This window comes from Terribium retamae (assembly GCF_022347545.1).
GTDB lineage: Bacteria > Pseudomonadota > Alphaproteobacteria > Rhizobiales > Rhizobiaceae > Mesorhizobium > Mesorhizobium retamae.
Map to the genome: position 1 here is coordinate 19,282 of NZ_JAKREW010000004.1, position 16,892 is coordinate 36,173.

The 16,892-nt window shown below is 61.7% G+C and carries 20 protein-coding genes; 16 read left to right on the forward strand and 4 right to left on the reverse strand.

Annotated features, from left to right (window positions below; genetic code table 11):
• Positions 1-7: 7 nt before the first annotated feature.
• The 4 genes from L4923_RS06445 to motA are packed head-to-tail and all read right to left on the reverse strand — an operon-like array spanning position 8 to position 3,329.
• Positions 8-1,027, reverse strand: coding sequence for a flagellar motor switch protein FliG (locus L4923_RS06445; protein WP_239362915.1), 1,020 nt, complete (start codon positions 1,025-1,027; stop codon positions 8-10).
• Between the two features lie 45 nt (positions 1,028-1,072).
• On the reverse strand, positions 1,073-1,459 hold the full coding sequence (fliN, locus tag L4923_RS06450) for a flagellar motor switch protein FliN (RefSeq protein ID WP_239362916.1): 387 nt from the start codon (positions 1,457-1,459) through the stop codon (positions 1,073-1,075).
• Between the two features lie 27 nt (positions 1,460-1,486).
• Positions 1,487-2,419: a FliM/FliN family flagellar motor switch protein gene (locus L4923_RS06455; RefSeq protein ID WP_239362917.1), complete on the reverse strand. Its 933-nt coding sequence runs from the start codon at positions 2,417-2,419 to the stop codon at positions 1,487-1,489.
• A 34-nt stretch (positions 2,420-2,453) separates the two neighbouring features.
• Entirely contained in the window at positions 2,454-3,329 is an 876-nt protein-coding gene (gene motA / locus L4923_RS06460; RefSeq protein WP_239362918.1) for a flagellar motor stator protein MotA, read from the reverse strand.
• 162 nt (positions 3,330-3,491) lie between these two features.
• Between motA and L4923_RS06465 the strand changes: the two genes are divergently transcribed.
• The 16 genes from L4923_RS06465 (at position 3,492) to L4923_RS06540 (ending at position 16,772) form a co-directional block, all read left to right on the forward strand.
• A complete protein-coding gene (locus L4923_RS06465) occupies positions 3,492-5,309 on the forward strand; it encodes a DUF1217 domain-containing protein (RefSeq protein WP_239362920.1) in 1,818 nt (605 codons plus the stop codon).
• Between the two features lie 5 nt (positions 5,310-5,314).
• Positions 5,315-6,037: a flagellar basal-body rod protein FlgF gene (flgF, locus tag L4923_RS06470; protein WP_239362921.1), complete on the forward strand. Its 723-nt coding sequence runs from the start codon at positions 5,315-5,317 to the stop codon at positions 6,035-6,037.
• A 7-nt stretch (positions 6,038-6,044) separates the two neighbouring features.
• Positions 6,045-7,445: a flagellar protein export ATPase FliI gene (gene fliI, locus L4923_RS06475; RefSeq protein WP_239362922.1), complete on the forward strand. Its 1,401-nt coding sequence runs from the start codon at positions 6,045-6,047 to the stop codon at positions 7,443-7,445.
• A 307-nt stretch (positions 7,446-7,752) separates the two neighbouring features.
• Entirely contained in the window at positions 7,753-8,256 is a 504-nt protein-coding gene (locus L4923_RS06480; protein ID WP_239362923.1) for a hypothetical protein, read from the forward strand.
• An 81-nt stretch (positions 8,257-8,337) separates the two neighbouring features.
• Positions 8,338-8,715, forward strand: a complete 378-nt coding sequence (gene flgB / locus L4923_RS06485; protein ID WP_239362925.1) for a flagellar basal body rod protein FlgB — start codon at positions 8,338-8,340, stop codon at positions 8,713-8,715.
• Positions 8,716-8,719: 4 nt separating this feature from the next.
• Positions 8,720-9,139 (forward strand): flagellar basal body rod protein FlgC, encoded by a 420-nt coding sequence (gene flgC, locus L4923_RS06490; RefSeq protein ID WP_239362927.1) that lies wholly within the window; start codon positions 8,720-8,722, stop codon positions 9,137-9,139.
• Positions 9,136-9,462 carry a flagellar hook-basal body complex protein FliE gene (gene fliE / locus L4923_RS06495; RefSeq protein ID WP_239362929.1) on the forward strand — a complete coding sequence of 109 codons (327 nt, stop codon included), beginning with the start codon at positions 9,136-9,138 and terminating at the stop codon, positions 9,460-9,462. Before flgC ends, fliE begins: the two co-directional genes overlap by 4 nt.
• A gap of 10 nt (positions 9,463-9,472) precedes the next feature.
• Entirely contained in the window at positions 9,473-10,261 is a 789-nt protein-coding gene (gene flgG / locus L4923_RS06500) for a flagellar basal-body rod protein FlgG (protein ID WP_239362931.1), read from the forward strand.
• A 5-nt stretch (positions 10,262-10,266) separates the two neighbouring features.
• On the forward strand, positions 10,267-10,740 hold the full coding sequence (gene flgA, locus L4923_RS06505; RefSeq protein ID WP_239362932.1) for a flagellar basal body P-ring formation chaperone FlgA: 474 nt from the start codon (positions 10,267-10,269) through the stop codon (positions 10,738-10,740).
• Positions 10,737-11,987: a flagellar basal body P-ring protein FlgI gene (locus L4923_RS06510; RefSeq protein ID WP_239362933.1), complete on the forward strand. Its 1,251-nt coding sequence runs from the start codon at positions 10,737-10,739 to the stop codon at positions 11,985-11,987. The genes flgA and L4923_RS06510 overlap by 4 nt, the downstream gene beginning before the upstream one ends.
• Positions 11,988-11,995: 8 nt before the next feature.
• Complete coding sequence (locus L4923_RS06515; RefSeq protein WP_425530908.1) at positions 11,996-12,652, forward strand: MotE family protein; 657 nt, start codon at positions 11,996-11,998, stop codon at positions 12,650-12,652.
• Positions 12,649-13,353 carry a flagellar basal body L-ring protein FlgH gene (gene flgH, locus L4923_RS06520; RefSeq protein ID WP_239362934.1) on the forward strand — a complete coding sequence of 235 codons (705 nt, stop codon included), beginning with the start codon at positions 12,649-12,651 and terminating at the stop codon, positions 13,351-13,353. The genes L4923_RS06515 and flgH overlap by 4 nt, the downstream gene beginning before the upstream one ends.
• 16 nt (positions 13,354-13,369) lie before the next feature.
• Positions 13,370-13,858 (forward strand): flagellar basal body-associated FliL family protein, encoded by a 489-nt coding sequence (locus L4923_RS06525; protein ID WP_239362935.1) that lies wholly within the window; start codon positions 13,370-13,372, stop codon positions 13,856-13,858.
• Positions 13,855-14,586, forward strand: coding sequence for a flagellar type III secretion system pore protein FliP (gene fliP, locus L4923_RS06530; RefSeq protein WP_239362936.1), 732 nt, complete (start codon positions 13,855-13,857; stop codon positions 14,584-14,586). Before L4923_RS06525 ends, fliP begins: the two co-directional genes overlap by 4 nt.
• A 292-nt stretch (positions 14,587-14,878) precedes the next feature.
• Positions 14,879-15,661 carry a flagellin N-terminal helical domain-containing protein gene (locus tag L4923_RS06535; RefSeq protein ID WP_239362937.1) on the forward strand — a complete coding sequence of 261 codons (783 nt, stop codon included), beginning with the start codon at positions 14,879-14,881 and terminating at the stop codon, positions 15,659-15,661.
• Between the two features lie 226 nt (positions 15,662-15,887).
• On the forward strand, positions 15,888-16,772 hold the full coding sequence (locus L4923_RS06540) for a flagellin N-terminal helical domain-containing protein (RefSeq protein WP_239362938.1): 885 nt from the start codon (positions 15,888-15,890) through the stop codon (positions 16,770-16,772).
• The last annotated feature ends 120 nt before the right edge of the window (positions 16,773-16,892 follow it).

Consider the following 16,892-nt stretch of genomic DNA (forward strand, 5'->3'; position numbering starts at 1 on the left):
GTTGAGGTCAGGCTGCATTGGCGGCGCTCTGTGCCGCCGGCAGCTCGAAAGCGCCTTCTCGGGCCAACCGCACCGTCGCCGCTGCAACGCTCTTGCGTGCCGCCAAGATGTCGGCCAGCGGAACACCTTCGGAGCCTTGACCGAGTTCCGCCTCGATCATGCGGCGCGAACGTTGACCGATCGACGACAGAACGGCCTCGGTGAGCGCAGGCGTCGCGCCACGCAGGGCAAGCGTGACGACCTCGCTGGACAGACCGTCGAATACCAGCACCCGCGCCTTCTGGGTAAGCAGCGGCAGGTCTTCGAAGTTGAAGATACGGGCGCGCACGCCATCGAGATCCGGCGTGCCGGCGGCCTCGAGGTCCTGCATCGTTTCGTCGAGTTGCGTCTTGTCCATTTCGTTGAGCAGGCTCGCAACGCGGATCTGACCTGCGGTCGTATCCTTTGAAGCAGTTTCGGCGAGCACGCGCGCACGCAGCTGGCTTTCCACGATCTTGGTCGCCGCTTCCGGGATCACTGTCATCGTCACCATGCGACGCAGGATTTCGCTGCGCTGGGCTTTCTCCAGGGTGAGCAGAACCGCCGAGGCAGGTTGCGGAGCCAACATCGACAGGATCATCGCCGCGGTCTGCGGATGTTCACCGGCCAGGAAGCTTCCTAACCGCTGCGGCTCCAGCTTCTCCAGTTGCGGCCAGATCGATGGCGGGCCGGAAGGCTCTTCGACAGCCTTTTTGCCGCTCATGATGGCGTCGACTTCCTCAGGCGACAGGGACTCGTTGAGGATCGTGTCCATCTTGTCGGCGGAATCGAGCAGGCCGGCGCCTTCGGTGAACTCAGCTTCGAACTCGGCAACGATACGTTCCAGATCAGCCTGCGGGATCGTGCGCAGAAGACGCGCCGCTTCGATCAGCGCCTTGAGCTCTTCCTGTTTGAAGAACTTCAAAAGCCGGCTCGCCGAGGGCTTGCCCATCGCGACCAGGATGGCCGCGGCTTTCTGTGCGCGGGTCAGCGTCAGCGGCGTGCTCATCTCCCCATCATCCTCGCTGCTTGTCGGACGGCTTGCATATCCGGGTTAGCCCTTCTTCTGCGCCGTGACGATCTCGGTCAGCCTGATGCCGAAACGCGATGGATCACTTTCCAGGACGGTGATCTCGCCGCGCGCAATGCGCCGGCCATTGACGACGACATCGACGGGTTCGCCGATCCGACGGTTGAGCGCCACGGTCGAGCCTTTCTGTAGCGCCATCAGCTCAGACACCTGCATTTCGGCGCTGCCCAGTACGATCTGCACGTCGACAGGAATGTTGAGGATGACCCCGGGATTTGTCGTGGTCGCATCGCGTTCCGGAGCACCTGTCCGCTGCTCTTCTTCCTGCAGCACGCCGCGAAGCTCCTCAATTGCACGATTGAGTTGATCGTCCGAGGCTTCGAGATCGGCTTCCGGGTTGGTCTTGCTCATGCGTCGTCTCCAAATACCGCACCGGCATCAGCCGGGCATCAACCCGTCGATGAAGTCCTGGCCGGCATCAAAGGGCTGCTTGATGCGAACCGTATAATTCTGGCCGAGCTTTCCGAACTCGCACACGAACAGCGTCTTGTTGCGCGCCGACAGCTGCGCACGCGCCTGGGCGTTTTCTTCGATCTCCAGAACCTGCCCCGTATGAAGGCGAGCGAGATCGCCCAACGTCATCCTCGCCAGTGGCATCGTCGCTTCCAAGGTGACGGCCGAGCGCATCACCTCTTCCGAGAAGCGCTCTTGCCACTCTGTCTTCGCGACAGCCTCTTCATCTTCTGCAGCACCGCTGCGCTGCGTGAGCAGCACACGCTGCGGGATCATGACGGTGACCGCGCCGCTTTCCGTCGGTGTCGACAGGCCGAAAACCAGGCGTACCGCCGCGCCGTCGCGCAGCACGCGACGCCTGGCTTCCTGCCCGGACATGGCGCGCGGCACAGGAAAACGCAGATCGAGCGAGCGCTTGCCTGAACCATTCAGCGCCTGTGCGATCTCCTCGAAAACCAGCGTGGCGATATCAGCCTCGAGAGGAGACAGATCGCGCTCGATCGGCGTGATCGCGGCATCGGGATCGCCACCGAAAAGACCGCAGATCATGACCGCGACGGCTTGCGCGTCCATGACCATGGTCAGCGCATCCGACGATGTCGACGATGGCACGACGGTCATAGCGAAGTTACCGCCGGCTTGCGAACGCGCGTCGATCGTGCGCGAAACTTCGACCGTACGCAGTTCGATCGACACTTGCGCGCCGATCTCGTTCGAAAGCCGCTTTTGCAACGGAGAGACGATGCGCTCGCCCATCGACCGACCTGCGCCGATCACATGCGATGCTTCGCCGCTATCTCCGACCAGGCGCTCGATCACCAGCGCACGGCTGTCATCCATGGTGGCAAGACCGCTCATGACGCTGTCACGCCGCTTCTTTCACACGCCATTCTCAAGCCGCCTTCTTGTCCGCGACGCCGGCGCTCAGCGTGCTCTGTTCGACGGCGTCTATCGAGGGACGATCATAGGACGAGATTGTCTTGCGGCCGAATTCGATGGCAACCTGCGGCAGCGAGCCGTTCATGTAAGCGAGCAGCGTCTGCTTCACGATGATGTAGAGGCGGTTCTTCTTCTCCCGCACCATCTTGATCTTGGTGGCGATGGGGCCGACCACGGCATAGGAAAGGAAGATTCCGAGGAAGGTGCCGACCAGCGCCGCACCGATCAGGCCACCCAGGATTTCGGGCGACTGGTCTAGCGCCCCCATCGCTTTCACCACGCCCAGCACGGCTGCGACGATGCCAAGCGCCGGCAGGCCGTCACCAACGGCTACCATGGCATGGTAAGGCTTCAGCTTGTCGGCCTTGATGGTCTGGATTTCTTCATCCATCAGCGCCTCGATCTCGAATGGGCGAGCATTGCCGATGATGATGATACGGCAATAGTCGCAAATGAAATGCGTGAGATCGTGGTTCTTGAGCACCGTCGGGAACGCCTGGAAGATCGGCGACTCCTCCGGATTGTCGATGTGAGCCTCAACCTCGGAGCGAGATTTGGAACGCAGCTCGCGCATCAGCGAGTGCAGGACACCGAGTGTTTCGAGATAGTCCTGTTCCTTCGGCACCGACTGCTTGAAGGCTTCCATGATACCCTTGCCGGTATCCTTCACCGTCTTCATCGGATTGGCGACAAGGAAACATCCCAGCGCCGCGCCGCAGATGATCACTGCTTCCCATGGCTGGATCAGCACCTGCACGTGCCCGCCCATGGCCATGAAGCCGCCGAGGACGCAACCGAGCGTCACCACCAAGCCGATCAGAATGCCCACTGCCGGTCCTTCCGCAATTCAACTGCATCACGAAATAGACGCCGTGCCTTGTGTGAGGCTTGAATCGTGAACTTCACTCACGTCGTTTTTGACGGATACGATTCAGCCTCGCGCAAGGAAGTTGCCCTATTTTAGCACGGACTGCTTCAGTGGGGGGCGTGCGTGAATACGTATCTGGATTATCAGCTGATCACCAGGGACCTTGCCCGATCGCTCGATCGGACCAGCAAGCAGCCGGTCGTCTCGCGCGAAACGAAGTATTATCTCGACAACATCGGCAAGGTGAAGTCGATCGACCAGTTCCTGAAGGATGACCGTCTTTTCAGATATGCGATGAAGGCTTTTGGGCTGGAGGACATGGCCTATGCCAAGGCCTTCATGAAGAAGGCGCTGACCGAAGGCGTGGACAGCCCGGACGCTTTTGCAAACAAGCTCACGGACAAGCGCTATGCCGAATTCGTCAAGGCGTTCAATTTCGAGCGCTATGGTGAGCTGGCCACGACCTACAACAGCGCCCAGCACGATGTGACCAGAAACTTCGCCGTGCAAGTCGGCACCGCTTACACACAACCGGGCTTCGCCTTCGCCAAGAGCGAAGTCAGCTACTATGTCGGCAAGATCTCGACCGTGAAGTCCATCGACGATCTGATGGCCGACTCCAGACTGCTCAATGTTGCGTTGGGAGCCTTTGGGCTGGATGCAAAAACCGAAACGCCGGCGCGCATCCGTGAGATGCTGGAGGGCGGCATTAGCGACCCGAACAGTCCGGCCAACAAGCTCGCCCTTCTCGGCGACAAGCGCTACGCCAATCTCGTCGCGGCCTTCGATTTCGCCAAATATGGTGCTGACACCACTGCGCAGGACGCGGTCCAGACCATCGTGCCCAAGCAGTTCATTGCCAACAGCGGCCTCACCACGATCATACCGCGCGCCGAATACACAAAGGCGGAGAGCGAATATTATCAAGCCAATATCGGCAAGGTGAAGTCGATCGACGATCTGCTGGCTGACAAGCGCCTGCTTCGTGCTGCGATGGCAGCCTACGGCCTCGACCTGGATGCGGAAACGCCAAAGCGCATCCGCGAGATGCTGGAAGGCGGCGTCACCAATCCCGACAGCCCCGCCAACAAATTGGCCGACAAGAGTTATGCCGCGTTCGTCAGCGCCTTCAACTTCGTCGAATATGGCGCAGGCACGACGGCTCGCGACGCCGTTCAGAAAGACACTCTGAAGCTCTACACCATCAAGAGCCAGCTGGGCCTGATCAGACCCGGTACCGATTATATCGCGGCCGAAACGGCTTACTACAGCGCCAATGTCGTCAAGCTGCGTTCCATCGACGACTTGATGGCGGACAAGCGCCTGCTGAATTACGCGCTGACATCTTATGGCCTCGATCCGGCCAAGGAGACTCCGGCTCGTATACGTCAGATGCTGGAGAGCGGCATCACCGACCCCGGCAGCCCGGCCAACAAGTCTGGCAGCAAGCCATATGTGGCCTTCGTCACTGCTTTCAACTTCGCGCAATATGGCGAAAAGGCAACGACACGCTCGTTGGCTCAGCAACCTGCGAGCGACCAGTATGTGCGCCAGACGCTGGAACAAGACGCAGGAAAGACAAACGACGGTGTCCGGCTGGCGCTCTATTTCCAGCGTAAAGCGCCCACGATCAAGAATTGGTACGAAGTGCTCGGCGACAAGGCCTTGGCGGCCGTCGTGCGCACCGCGCTCGGCCTGCCTGAAGCGATGGCCAAAGCCGACATCGACATGCAGGCGCGGGCGTTTGAGCAGAAAATCAAAATCACGGATTTCGCCGACCCGGTGAAACTCGGCAAATTTCTCACCCGCTTCACCACAATGTATGAACTCAACAATCCGTCGTCGCCGCAATTGTCCGCAGTCAGCGTTCTGTTTGCCAAACCGACCACCGCCGGCGTTTCGACAGATCTCCTCTTTGCCATGCAGCGGCTGAAGTTCTGACCATCATGCAAGATAGCCTTTATGTTTCGCTCTCGTCGCAACTCGCGCTGGAAAAGCGCCTCAACACCATTGCCGACAACGTCGCCAACGCTTCGACGATCGGCTTCCGGGCGACAGGCGTGAAGTTCGAGGACGTCGTTTCCGGCGCCGGGCAGCGTTCCATCGCTTTTGCCTCGACCGGCGATACCTTTCTTTCCGGCGCACACGGCGCCATGCAGGAAACCGGCAATCCGTTCGACTTCGCGGTGCAGGGCGACGCCTGGTTCGGCATCCAGACGCCATCGGGCACGATCATGACGCGGGATGGCCGCTTTTCGATGAACGAAAACGGCGAGCTTCTGTCGATTGAAGGTCATCCGGTGCTCGATGCCGGCGGGGCTCCCATCCAGCTCGATCCGCGTGGCGGCGCCCCAAAGGTCGGCGCAGACGGCGCATTGCGCCAAGGTGACCGGCAGGTCGGTGCCATCGGCCTCTTCACCTTCAATCCGGGTATTAATTTCACCCGCTACGGCAATTCCGGCATCGTGCCGCCACAGCCGCCTGAGCCGATCACCGACCGTTCCGATGTCGGCGTGGCGCAGGGCTTCCTTGAAGAGTCCAACGTCAATCCGGTCATGGAGATGATGCGGCTGATCCAGGTGCAGCGCGCCTTCGAGAATGTCGCAGCGATGGTCCGGCAGGCTGGTGAGTCGACCGATGAAGCCATCAAGACGCTGGGCTCCAAGTAACTTCTAGATGTCAACCGATCGCTCCCTGATCCGCATCAACGAACGCGATGCCAGACCGGCTAGCCGACTGGCCGTATTGGAGCATGTCTGGCGCCGCTTCGGCGATGACGAGGCCATCCTGAAGCGCGGCGGCCTCGTCGCGGAAGTCTCAGCCACGCATTACAAAGTGCGCGGCCTTTCCGATACCGCCAGGCTCGGCGATATCGTCGAACATCGCAGCCGCAGCGGCAACCGGCGCGGCGAGGTCGTTCATATCGGCCGCGACGATGTCGTCGTCGCCCCCTTCGAACGCAGCCCGGATGCCGGCATCGGCGACACAGTTTTCCGGCGAGGCCCCCTGGCGGTGTCACCGCACACCTCCTGGCGCGGGCGCAGCATCGACGCGCTCGCGCGCGTCATCGACGGCGGCCCGCCTTTGCTGCGCACCGCCGAGATTGATCTGCCGCACGACGCGACACCAGGAGCCCTTGCCCGTCAGCGCGTCGGCACGCCTTTCATCACCGGTGTGCGCGTCATCGATATCTTCACCCCGCTCTGCTTCGGTCAGCGCATGGGTGTGTTCGCCGGTTCCGGCGTCGGCAAGTCGACGCTTCTGGCGATGCTGGCCGCTGCCGGTGCCTTCGATACGGTCGTCGTGGCCCTGGTCGGCGAACGCGGTCGCGAGGTGCGCGAGTTCCTGGAAGACACGATCGGGGCGGCGGCGATGGCCAAGACCGTTGCGGTGGTCGCAACCAGCGACGAGAGCGCGATGATGCGCCGTCGCGCACCCGATACAGCCATGCGTGTCGCGGAATATTTCCGTGATCAAGGCCATCGCGTGCTTCTGGTGCTCGATTCCATCACCCGTTTCGCGCACGCCTTGCGCGAAGTGGCCACCGGCACAGGCGAGCCGCCGGTGGCACGCGGCTATCCGGCCTCCGTCTTCACCGATCTACCCAAGCTGCTTGAACGTGCGGGCCCCGGCCTGGAAGGCAGCGGCTCGATCACTGCAATCATCTCGGTCCTGGTCGACGGCGACGACCACAACGACCCTGTCGCTGACTCCGTGCGCGGCATCCTCGACGGACATGTCGTGCTCGATCGTTCCATTGCCGAACAGGGACGTTATCCGCCAGTCAATCCGCTGGCCTCTATCTCGCGCCTCGCCTCGAAGGCCTGGACACCGGAGCAGCAGACGCTGGTGACGAGGTTGAAATCGATGATTTCTCGCTTCGAGGACACGCGCGATATCCGCCTGCTCGGTGCCTACCAGGGCGGTGCCGATCCCGAACTCGACATGGCGGTGCGCCAGGTGCCGTTGATCTATGAAGCGCTGACGCAATCGCCGAAGGACGGCCCCTCACCCGATCCCTTCTCGGATCTCGCGCACCATCTGAGAGGCAGGCACAATGCCGATCCGACAGACTGACCTGCAGCAGACCGAGGCATTGCTGCGCGAGATGCTGGCGGAAGCGGCCGAGGCTGAGAAACGCGCGAAGCCCAATCGTCGCCTGATGTCCAAACTGTCCAGCCCGTTTCCGCGACTCGGGCGGAAGCGTGCAGCGCCCTCTGAACAGGTGGGGTCCAGCGATGCGCTTGCCGAATTGTTCGCACCGCCTGACATCACGCCGGAGCCCAGGACACGTTTACCAAATCTAAGCCGCCCGCCCATTAAGACAGTTGGGCCCGATTTCCTTCGCGATCGGCCTCTGCAATCGAGCGAGCCATATACGAGAATGAGGAAGGATACGAGGCGTAGCGACTTCGTCATGGCGGTCTCGGGCGTCATGCTGGGCCTCATCTGCGCGCTGTTTCCCTGGTACATCTTCTTCAATCCGGAACAGTTCGGCGTGCAGGGCATCAAGTTCGGCGGCCGCGGTGAAAATGCCGGTCGCCTGGTGGTGGCGCCCGATGGCAGAGGCACCGACCCGATGCCCGGCCAGGCCGAGGCACTCGAGCCAAATCTCGACATGTCCTTCACCGCTACGCTGCAAAGTCGCCCTCTCGCGCCCGAACATGCGCCCGGGATTGAAGAACAGCCCTTCCCACTCGAAGCAGTGGCCTTCCGCCTGGTGCATGTCGCCAACGGTCGCGCCATGATCGAGGACAATGCGGGTCTTTGGGTGGTGCAGCAAGGTTCGACGCTACCGGATTCGTCGCGCGTGAAATCGATCGAGCAGCGCGCTGGCAAATGGGTTCTGGTCACCAACACCGACCGCGTACTCGAAATCTCCAACTAGCTCTCACTCGTCCTTGCGATCACGCGCAAGGCCCGCGCAAGACTGGCATCCTAATTTCCGGTTAACGATCCGGAGATTCCAATGGAGCCCGTCAACCTTTTCGACCTCGCGACCCGCCAGTCCCAATGGCTGTCGGTGCGCCAGTCTTCCGTCGCCGGCAACATCGCCAACGCCAACACGCCGGGTTACACCGCCACCGATGTCGAGCCCTTCGACAAGGTGCTGGACCGTACGGCCGTACGCCTGAGCGCCACACAGAGCGGTCATCTGGGCGGCGTCACCGAGGCGGCCTTCTCCGTCAAGCCGCAGGAGCCGACCGGCCCTGCAATGCCATCCAAGAACACCGTCGTAATGGAAAACGAATTGATGAAGGCCGGCGAAGTGCGTCGCTCCTTCGAGCTGAACACGGCCATCGTGAAGGCATTCCACACCATGATGATGACGACGTTGAAGGGTTGATGCGATGGATGCCCTGACAGCCGCCCTCAAAGTCGCAGCGTCCGGCCTCGGTGCACAATCCGAGCGAATGCGCGTCGTTTCCGAAAACCTCGCCAACGCACAGTCCACCGGCTCGACGCCGGGAGCGGATCCCTATCGGCGCAAGACAATCTCTTTCATCTCCGAACTCGACAGGGCTTCCGGCGGCTCCATGGTGGAGATCAATTCGATCGCGCAGGATCCGGCCGATTTTCCAGTCGAGTTCCAGCCCGGCAATCAAGCCGCTGACGAAAAGGGTTACGTCAAGATGCCCAACGTCAACGTGCTGGTCGAGATGGCCGATATGACCGAGGCGAACCGCTCCTATGAAGCGAACCTGCAGGTCGTGAAACAGGCCCGCGATCTCATTTCGATGACCATTGACCTGATGAGGAACCAGTCATGATTGGCGGTATCGGCGCAGTCCAGTTGAAATCCGCCACCGGCGGCTCGGAAACCTCGACCGACTTTTTTGGCGCAACGAGCGCAGCCCCTACAGGCACGCAGGTGGCCTCCACCTTCGCTGAGGCATTGAGCCAGGCAGCGACCAAAACGGTGAACACGCTGCAGAACGCCGAACAGGTCTCCATCCAGGCCCTGAAAGGCGATGTCGACACCCGTCAGGTGGTGGACGCCGTGATGGGGGCACAGCAAGCGCTTCAGACGACCATCGCCATCCGCGACAAGATCGTCACGGCATACCTCGAAATCAGCCGCATGAGCATCTGAGGATACTGTCGTGAAAGCCCTTGCCATCGCCGCCACCGGCATGAACGCCCAGCAGACCAATCTGGAAGTCATCGCCAACAACATCGCCAACATCAACACCACCGGCTACAAGCGCGCCCGCGCCGAGTTCTCCGACCTTCTCTACCAGGTCGACCGCACCCAGGGCGTCCCGGACCGCGGCAACACCGCGATCGTGCCGGAAGGCGTGTCGATCGGCCTTGGCGTCAAGACGAGCGCAGTGCGCAACGTCCACATCCAGGGCAGCTTCACCAACACCGGCAACGCCTATGACCTCGCCCTTGACGGCAAGGGCTGGTTCCAGATCGAAGGGGCCGACGGCCAGACGTTCTACACGCGCGCCGGTACATTCAACACGAACGCGACCGGCCAGATGGTGACCGTCGACGGTGCGCCGATCGTTCCGGCCATCACCGTACCGCTGGATACAAAGGAACTCATCGTCAACAAATCGGGCCAGGTCTTCGCCCGCGTCGACGGGCAGCTGGAACTCCAGAATCTCGGCCAGCTCACCATCGCCACCTTTGCCAACGAGGCAGGTCTCGCGCCGCTCGGCGACAATCTCTTCCAGGAAACCGAGGCATCGGGCCCCGCCAATGTCGGCGTGCCCGGCGATCCGGGCTTCGCCACCATCCGGCAGAACTATGTCGAGAACTCCAACGTTGATCCGGTCAAGGAGATCACCGACCTGATTTCGGCCCAGCGCGCCTATGAGATGAACTCCAAGGTCATCCAGGCAGCCGACGAAATGGCCGCCGTCGTTTCGAAGAACATCCGGTGACAGCGATGACCCGGCACGCTCTCGGCTTCACGTCCCGTCGTCTGGCACTCGCCTTGGCCTTTGCCATGGGCGCACTGCCGGCGCTCGCCGACGAGGTCGTGCTGATCCCCAACCGCGTCATCTATCCCGGCGAGACGATCGGTCTTGCCGCACTGAAGGAAGTCACCCTCGCTCCCGGCAAGCGCAAGCCCGATGGCGTGATCACCGTCGCCACCGAACTCGACGGCAAGGTAGCCAAGCGCACCTTGCTGCCGGGCCGTTACATCACGGCCAGTTCGGTGCGCGAAGCCTGGCTGGTCGAACAAGGCGCAACCGTGCAGGTCTTCTTCACGGCCGGCGTGCTGACTATCTCGGCTTCCGCGGTGACCTTGCAGCCGGGCTCCGCCGGCGACCTCATCAAAGTGCGCAACGTAGACAGCGGCAAGGTGCTTTCCGGAACCGTCATGGCCGATGGCTCCATCCAGGTTTCCGCCACATGAAGCGCAGTCTCTCCATTGCCCTGGCGGCGCTGCTTTGCGCACAGCCCGCTCTGGCCGACGGCTTGAGCGCCAAGGCCAAGCGCGAGCTTGCCGCCAAAGCTGCGCGCGAGGGGGGACAGTTCGACGATCCGAGCTACGACGGCAACACCGCCAGCCGCATGTTCCAGGTTTCGTCGGGGCCGAGTTCGCTTCCGCCTGGCCAGGTCGCCTCCCGCATCAAGGATGTCGCGCGCCTGCAGAGCGCACGCGACAACCAGTTGGTTGGCTACGGTCTGGTCATCGGATTGCAGGGCACCGGCGACTCACTGCGCAATTCGCCCTTCACCGAGCAGTCGATCCGCGCCATGCTCGAAAATCTCGGCATCGCTTCGCAGGGCACAAATGCACGCGCCAAAAATGTCGCGGCAGTGATCGTCACCGCCAACATGCCGCCTTTCGTGCAGTCCGGCGCGCGTATCGATATCAGCGTATCGTCGATGGGCGATGCCACCTCCTTGCAGGGCGGCACCCTCATCATGACGCCACTGAAGGCAGCGGACGGCGAAATCTATGCCGTCGGGCAAGGCTCGGTCGTGGTTTCCGGTTTCACGGCACAAGGACAGGCGCAGCAGGTGACCCAAGGCGTGCCGACCGCCGGTCGCGTCCCGAACGGCGCCATCGTCGAGCGGGCGGTTCAGGCGGAGTTCGGCGATCAGTCGATGCTGACGCTGCAACTCTACAACGCCGATTTCTCCACCGCCGTGCGGATCGCCGATGCGGTCAACGATTATACCCGCCAGCGTTTCGGCGTGCGCGTCGCTGCCGAGCGCGACAGCCGTACCGTCTCGATCAAGAAGCCGAAAGGCATCGCCGCGGCTCGCTTCTACGCCGAGATCGAAAACCTCGTCATCGAAACCGACACTCCTGCCCGCGTCGTCATCGACGAACGCACCGGCACCATCGTCATCGGCAACAAGGTCAAGATCTCGCGCGTGGCGATCAGCCACGGCACGCTCACGGTGCGCATCACCGAGGCGCCGACCATCGTCCAGCCTGAACCTTTCTCCCGTGGTGTGACGGCGGTCGAGCCCAACACGGCGATCGACATCAGCCAGCCGAACGCTCGGGTTGCCGTTCTCGATGGCCCCGACCTGCAGACGCTGGTGTCCGGCCTCAACCGCCTCGGCGTCAAGCCGGACGGGATCATCGCAATTCTGCAGGGCATCAAATCGGCCGGCGCGCTGCAGGCCGACCTCGTGCTTCAATAGGCCGTCCGATGACCGAAGCGACCCGCCCGTCCCGCCATCGCACTCTAACGCACATTGCCGGTGTCCTCGCCGCGATTTTGGCAATGCCCGGACCGGCAAGATCCGAAGACGCAGTGCGTCAAGTTCTGCCCGGAGGGCCGACTGCTGTCGCTGCGCAAAACCTCACTCGCGAGGCACCACGCCCGGAAGCAGAAGAACCAGCGCTGCCACTGCCGAATCCGGAGAGCGGCGTACCCGCCACCACAGGGACGATAACGCCGCAAAGCGACGAGAGTGAGGTTCAGCGCTTCTGCTCCAACATCGCCGACGCCGCGCGCGACCGCCGCTACTCGCTGCAGGCCGCTGAACTCAAAGAGCTGCAGACCGAAGTCGACAAACGCATTGCCGCGCTGGAACAGAAACGCGCCGAATACGAGGAATGGCTGAAGCGGCGCGAGGTCTTTCTCGCACGCGCCGAAGACAGCCTCGTCAAGATTTATTCCGGTATGAAGCCCGACGCCGCCGCCGAACAGTTGGCCGGCATCAATGCCGAACTCGCCGCCGCGATCCTGATGAAACTCGAGGCGCGCAAGGCAAGCGTCATCCTGAATGAAATGGACACCAAGGCGGCCGCCGCGCTCACCGGCATCATGGGCAGTGCCGCACGCAGGGTAGACCCGACATGATCCGCAACGCACTGTTTCTCATCGCTGTTGCCGGCCTCGCTGGCTGCGCTGCAGATTTGCGCGAGGTCAACAAGGAACCCGCCATGTCGCCGGTCGGCTCGGGCATTCGCAGCCAGGCCGCACCCGTCTATCAGTATCCCGAACCGCCGGCGGCGCAGCGTCGGCGTTTTTCCCTGTGGGACGACCGCCAGAGCCGCCTGTTCACCGACCCTCGGGCATTGCGCGCCGGCGACATCCTGACCGTCATGATCAAGATCAACGACCGGGCAAAGTTCAAGAACCAGAACGATCGCAGCCGCACCGCCAGCCGCTCGCTCGGCCTTACGGCCGATGCGGAATGGGACAGTGCCAGCACCGGCGGCAAGTTGGACGGTAGCATGGAGTCCAAGACCAAGACCAACGCCGACGGCGCCATCGAACGCTCGGAAACCATCGATCTCAACGTTGCAGCGGTCGTCACCAATGTGCTGCCGAACGGCAATCTGATGATCACCGGCTCGCAGGAAGTGCGCGTCAACTATGAGATGCGCGTTTTGACCATCGCCGGCATCGTCCGCCCGGCCGACATCGGCCCGGAAAACACCATCGCCTATGATCGTATCGCCGAGGCGCGCATTTCCTATGGCGGTCGCGGTCGCGTCTCCGAGGTTCAGCAACCGGGTTACGGCCAGCAAATCATCGATCAGGTATTACCATTCTAGCTTCGGGTGAAAGACCTTGGCCAACGCCGAACAGATAGCGCCGCCGAAGGGGCCATCCATCGTCGTCCAGCTGGCGATGCTGCTGGTCATGACCGGGGCAGCACTGGGCGTCGGCTGGTTCGCAGGGACTTACCTCAAGAATTCCGAGAAGCCGACGCCACCGGCCAAAGAAAGCCACGACAAGAAGCCTGCCCACGAGACCAAGAAGGAGGGCGAAACCGGCCCGACCCTGGTCGATCTGGCGCCGATGACAACCAATCTGGCTGCACCTTCCGAGGTTTGGGCTCGTTTGCAGCTATCGCTGGTCTTCGATGGAGCGCCGCCACCCGGCATGGCCGAGGACGTGCATCAAGACCTGCTCGCCTTCCTGCGCACCGTGAAGATGCATCAGGTGGAAGGGGCCAGCGGCTATCAGCATCTGCGCGCCGACCTGCAGGAACGCGCCGCCATCCGCAGCGGCGGCAAGATCAAGGAAGTACTGGTCAGGACGCTGTTGTTCGAATGAAAAAATTTCTCGTCCTCCTGACCATCTTCACGGCCACTGCAACTGCAGCCAGCGCCCAGCAGATCGATCTCGGCGGCATTGGCCAAGCCAACGGCACCACCGTGGGCTATATTATCCAGATGTTTGGGCTGCTCACCGTTTTGTCGGTGGCGCCCGGCCTGCTCATCATGGTGACCAGCTTCACCCGATTCATCATCGCTTTCTCGATCCTGCGCGCCGGCATCGGCCTGCAATCGACCCCCGCCAACCTGATCCTGATATCACTGTCCCTGTTCATGACCTTCTACGTCATGGCGCCGACCTTCGACCGTGCCTGGGCCAACGGCGTGAAGCCGCTGATGGACAATCAGATCAGCCAGACGGAAGCGCTCGAACGTATCTCCGATCCGTTTCGGACCTTCATGCTGAACAACGTACGCGACAAGGATTTCGACCTTTTCGCCGATCTCGCTCGCGAGCGCGGCCAGACGGTCGAGAGAGGCACGGTGGACCTTCGCATCCTGGTGCCGGCTTTCATGATCTCCGAAATCCGCCGCGGCTTCGAGATCGGCTTCCTGATCGTGTTGCCCTTCCTGGTCATCGACCTGATTGTCGCAACCATCACCATGGCGATGGGCATGATGATGCTCCCTCCCACCGTCGTGTCGCTGCCCTTCAAGATCATGTTCTTCGTGCTGATCGACGGCTGGAACCTGCTTGTCGGCAGCCTTGTAAGATCATTCAGCTAGCAGCGGCCTTAGCCAGCTAATCTTCATCCGAAATAGCGTCCTGCACCCGCTCGCCGCCATGGCGCGCTGGGGTTGCAGGCGTTCTAGCAAATGCACGCAAACTTCAAAAAAATCAGTCATTTAGCATTGGTTAACCACGTTCCTTAGCGCTTCCATAGGAACTCCCCCCGCATAGAAGACGGCATAGAGCGAATTGGCCGAAACAGATGGCCATAGGCATGATGCCGCTCCGCTCCAGCCGGCTCAATCCGGCATGTTCCTGTAAAAAGTACGAGTATAAGGAACAAGGCTCATGGCTAGCCTTCTGACCAATGCCGCCGCTATGACGGCTCTGCAGACCCTTCAGGCGACCAGCAAGAACCTCGAAACCACCCAGAACCGCATCGCTACCGGTCAGCGCGTCTCCACCGCTTCGGACAACGCTGCCTACTGGTCGATCGCTACCAGCATGCGCACGCAGACTGGTGCTCTCGGTGCCGTGCAGGACGCCCTCGGCCTCGGCGCTGCTATCCTCGACACTGCTTCCTCCGCTTTGGAAGAAGCCATCAGCAAGACCAAGGATATCGTCAACAAGTACGTTGCTCGCGCAACTCCGGGTACCGACACCGCTGCCATCGACGCTGAAATCACCCAGCTGAAGGCTCAGGTCGTTTCGATCGCCCAGAACGCCGATTTCCAGGGCGTCAACATGCTGAAGACCGGTGGTACGGCAGCCGCCATCGTCACCGGCTACCAGCCGGGTGCGGCTCCGACGACCATGTCCGTCGCCGCTTACGACCTCGAAGCAGCCCTCACGGCCGCCACGGATGCCACCGCTGTCGACACCGCCCTCAAGGCGATGCAGAGTGCGGCTGCCACCATCGGTGCCGCGAAGACCCGCGTTGACTCGCAGAAGTCGTTCACCAGCAAGCTGATCGACTCGATCGATCGCGGTATCGGCCAGCTGGTCGACGCCGACATGAATAAGGAATCGGCTCGCCTTTCGGCTCTGCAGGTTCAGCAGCAGCTCGGCGTGCAGGCTCTGTCGATCGCCAACGGTTCGACGCAGCAGATCCTGTCGCTCTTCCGCGGCTAATCCGAACCTTCTCAGGCAACAACGATTTGATGACAGGGCCGTGCGCGAGCGCGGCCCTTTCTGCTTGTTCCCCGTCCATATTAGCTTCGTCTTTAATGGCCCGTTAACCATGTCTGGTTAGACAAGGTTAACCACTGGACACGCCCTCCCCACGGAGGAAAGCAGCGTCCGGGCGAGCGATCGGCATGCCAAGTGCGCATGCAGCCATTGGAGAAGGGGACTTATCTTGGCCAGCATCATGACAAACGCCGCTGCGCTGACCGCGTTGCAGAGCCTCAGCGCTACCAACAAGGCGCTCGAGCAGACGCAGTCCCGTATCTCCACCGGCCTCCGCGTTTCGACCGCTAGCGACAACGCCGCCTACTGGTCGATCGCCACGACCATGCGTTCGGACAACAAGGCCAACTCGGCCGTGCAGGATGCACTTGGGCTTGGCGCAGGCAAGGTCGACACAGCCTATGCCGCGATCGTCGATGTCAAAACCGAAGTCGACAAGATCAAGACCAAGCTGCTTGCGGCCATGGGCAAGGGTCAGGACATCCAGAAACAGATCGCAACTGAAATCAGGGCGATCCAAGCCGGCATCAGATCGTCAGTGGCCAATGCCACCTATGCCGGCACGAACATGCTGCAGACCGACGGCACAGCCGCCTCGGACCTGAAGATCATCGCTGCCTACAACCGCACGGGAACCACCGTCAACATCGACACGATCAACATCGCAGCGATCGATACACAGGTCCTCGACGTTGCCGGCACCGGCGGTTTTGTCGGCGGATTGCTCGCAACGGGTTTCTTCGATCCCAGCGCCGCCGCGCTCACCGATGCGGCCATCACGACAGCGCTGGGCGCGGTTGAAACGGCCCTCGTCAAACTTGCCGATGGAGCGGCCACGCTCGGTGCCGCCAAGTCACGCATCGACACCCAGAAAAGCTTCCTGTCCAACCTGACCGACTCGATAGACCGCGGCGTCGGCCAGCTCGTCGATGCCGACATGGATCGGGAATCAACCAAGCTTCAGGCGCTCCAGGTTCAGCAGCAGCTCGGCATCCAGGCCCTGTCGATCGCCAATTCCAACGCCCAGAGCATCTTGGCGCTGTTCAAGAGCTAACCAGCTTCGGATTTTCGTCTTCTTCGTTCGGGCCGTGCCACAAGCGCGGCCCGATACCATTTTCGCACAAGCTTCAACGTCTAGTGTTCCAGCGGGCAATCATGCAGGGACCCTCGACCC